This window comes from Microcystis sp. M079S1, from assembly GCF_020246425.1.
GTDB lineage: Bacteria > Cyanobacteriota > Cyanobacteriia > Cyanobacteriales > Microcystaceae > Microcystis > Microcystis aeruginosa.
This window is the reverse complement of sequence record NZ_JADBSZ010000075.1, coordinates 1-2,741: the sequence shown is the minus strand read 5'-3', so window position 1 is coordinate 2,741 and position 2,741 is coordinate 1. Positions and strand designations below refer to the sequence as shown.

At 42.9% G+C, this 2,741-nt stretch carries 3 protein-coding genes and 1 pseudogene; 1 reads left to right on the top strand and 3 read right to left on the bottom strand.

Annotated features, from left to right (window positions below; translation table 11 throughout):
- Positions 1 to 117: 117 nt before the first annotated feature.
- Entirely contained in the window at positions 118 to 396 is a 279-nt protein-coding gene (locus IM456_RS04925) for a hypothetical protein (protein WP_287693318.1), read from the bottom strand.
- Between the two features lie 835 nt (positions 397 to 1,231).
- Positions 1,232 to 1,417: a hypothetical protein gene (locus IM456_RS04920; protein ID WP_002759041.1), complete on the bottom strand. Its 186-nt coding sequence runs from the start codon at positions 1,415 to 1,417 to the stop codon at positions 1,232 to 1,234.
- A gap of 383 nt (positions 1,418 to 1,800) precedes the next feature.
- On the opposite strand from IM456_RS04920, the gene IM456_RS04910 reads away from it, so the two are divergent.
- On the top strand, positions 1,801 to 2,190 hold the full coding sequence (locus IM456_RS04910) for a hypothetical protein (protein WP_172970553.1): 390 nt from the start codon (positions 1,801 to 1,803) through the stop codon (positions 2,188 to 2,190).
- A 317-nt stretch (positions 2,191 to 2,507) separates the two neighbouring features.
- On the opposite strand, the pseudogene IM456_RS04905 reads toward IM456_RS04910, so the two are convergent.
- Positions 2,508 to 2,741 (bottom strand): annotated as a pseudogene (locus IM456_RS04905) (DUF3782 domain-containing protein); the annotation flags it as partial.

Genomic DNA, 2,741 nt, shown 5'->3' with positions numbered 1-2,741 from the left:
AGAAGGCTTTTGTAGTAACGATTCTGGTTCCAATCACACAATTTAGAGAACCGTTGAAAATCTATGAACTCCCGAAAAGGCTTGCCATATAAGTATTTCGCATCTAAGTACAATTGCTTATTGCAAAAGTGGGATGCTCCCCTTTACCTGAAGCTCTTGCTCAAATTCTTGCTTAATTTCCGACTTAATCTCTGTCCTAATACTCAGGACAACATTCACGCCTAAGATACCGCATACGGTAATCACTGCTGTCCCGATAGCCGCATACCAACTGAACAAGTCTGAACGAACTCGCTCCGTCACCCGATCAGCAAGCCGTCGTTCTAAAAGTTCAAGCCGATCCTCATCTAGCTCTTCCATTTTACTTTCTAATATCCACGCAGTTTTTCTATCCATAATATAGCGTTGGTAAATAGTTTTTTTAGACCTTTAAAAAAAATCTTATAGCGTTTCCTAAGCTAGTGAGGTACGCCTATTTTTCTTCCCTTTTGCCGTTCGGACTTCGGCGTGAGACTTCGGACGTTCGGCGAGCTAAGTCGAACGCTGGGCTAACGGCCGAAGCCTTTTGCCCCTTGCCTTTTGCCTAAAAACCATAACTTTTGTACCTCAGCCGACTGAAAAACGCTATAATCTGCTCTAAAATGAGCGAGTTAAGAGGATTAGTGGTCATAATTTCCCTAAGAAGCTGCAAAAAACCTAGCCTTTCCTATCAAGATGAGGTGTAGGCTAATTTGGTATGAACGACCGACGACTGACTCCCGAAAACTTCCTATCCTAAATTAATGCCACTGCTGGGGCCACTTTATCAAGTGGTTAATCATAAAAAAATTGCGGGCATATTACAGATTTAAGTCAATAAATGGGCAGCCGTTTAGCTAGGCAGTCATTCTAAAGATAAGATTCCCGAGAGCGATGGTAAAGTTGAGACTAGAATTGAGGAGACAGTCGGGAAATTTTTACCTAATCAAGAAAAGATGGCCCTCTGGGTCCTTGGGTGAAAAATGTTGACCGCATCACATTATGGGCGCAAGCACTGACCACTTTGCGACCCTGCACTGCGGCTGCTATGATTGGTGGGGGCCTATAATCCCCCTCTTGCATAAGATTTGCCCATCACCATAAACCCAAGAGAGGCGAAAATACTCCCCAGGTTACATTAGATAATCCCTTGGCGCAGTGGCAATTGTATTGCCTGTTCTGCGGATCAAATGACTATGGTAAAATCGGTCAACTAGAAATGACGAGAAACGATTTTTTCGATGGTTGCTTGGGTGTCCTGCAGCAGTTTCTCGCGACTATCGCTAGTATTAGTCAGACTGGGAACGAGATTACGAGCTTGTAAAGCCATGTGAAGTTGTAGTTGAGCTACATACTCGCGGATATCTTCACGGGTTTCCGATTGGTTAGGATGAAACATAGAGAAACTGGAAGGGTCTGTCTAGCTGATGGTGTCTTGTCGATAACTCCTATACAAGTTATCACGAGAGCTTAGGTTCCAGTCAAGGGTCGGCCGCAACTCTACACATTTCTCAACACAACTTATCTCTCTTTCATCAATCTGGGAGAGTTAAAATGAGAAGAAAAGCCTGAAACCGAGACAGAGACGATGGTTAAGCCTAGACACGCCCAACGGTCAAATCTCTAGATATTTACTGTGAATTGTCCAAAAACTTATTTGGAGAAGTGAGATGCTCCCTTTAAGTATCTCCACGTCAGCTTGATAAGCGAGCTTAAAAGAAAGAGTTTACCGGCTGTTGGACTAGAAAATGAACAAGGGTACTTACAGGAGGAACAAAACTGATGCAGATAGAAATTGAAGGCCTCGATGCTATCAAAGTTGCTCAGGATATCCTAGAGATGGAAGGGGTGCAAGGCAGCTACGAAGTTATCTCCGAAGTGGAGAAAGAGGGAACCCTTGCCACCATCGCCACCATCATCGGCATTATTAGCGGAACAATCGCTATCGCCGAGAAATTGTACCAATTAAAGCGAAAAATGCTTGACTCTCCTGAAACCCCGAAGAGCGAACGGGTATTGATTGTGAGCAAAAACGCCGATCGCCTGCTGCTCAAAGATGCTACCCTAGAGCAACGATCTGTTCTGAGCGTCTGGTCAATCTTTCCACCAGTCTTTGAGCATATTGAGGGGAGTTTTGTGATATGTAGTTGTAGATGGATGATCAATGATTAACGGCGGTTTCTGTCCAGAAAACTTTTATGGCTCTAGCTTGAATTTAGTGCGTACTTCTGCCACAGAAATAACCTTTCCCGCCTCACTATCGGCTAATCCCGCTTCAATTGCCTGTCTCACATAAATCTCATACATCAAATCATCCCATGTAGAATTTCTGGCAATTTATCGATTAAATATCTGGCTTTTTGTTTAATGTTTTTTATTTCCATAATGGTTTCCCAAATAACTCCTGACAGTTTACATTATCAACTATTCATTATTAATTAAAAGGGCGATCACAAAATTACGCCTTCTTAAAAAAGAGATTAAACAGCTTAAGCAAAACCCAAAGGTTGAAACTGAGCATCATTGATAATTTTAACCGTTTCCCCCGATTGCTTAATCACAAACAAACCGCGCCGATAGGCATAGACATCTATCCCCTGATCAATTTCAATGCCTGCCACTGCCCCATAAACCCGAAACTCTCGAAATTGGGGGAAAGCAACCTTAAATCGCTGTAATCGGCTGACAAAATCATCTACATCATCCCTCGACAGTCGAGATTT

Bases quoted from the DNA above. Each gene is read 5' to 3' on its own strand.
- IM456_RS04920 (WP_002759041.1), bottom strand. From the start codon at position 1,417: ATGTTTCATCCTAACCAATCGGAAACCCGTGAAGATATCCGCGAGTAT.
- IM456_RS04910 (WP_172970553.1), top strand. From the start codon at position 1,801: ATGCAGATAGAAATTGAAGGCCTCGATGCTATCAAAGTTGCTCAGGAT.
- IM456_RS04925 (WP_287693318.1), bottom strand. From the start codon at position 396: ATGGATAGAAAAACTGCGTGGATATTAGAAAGTAAAATGGAAGAGCTA.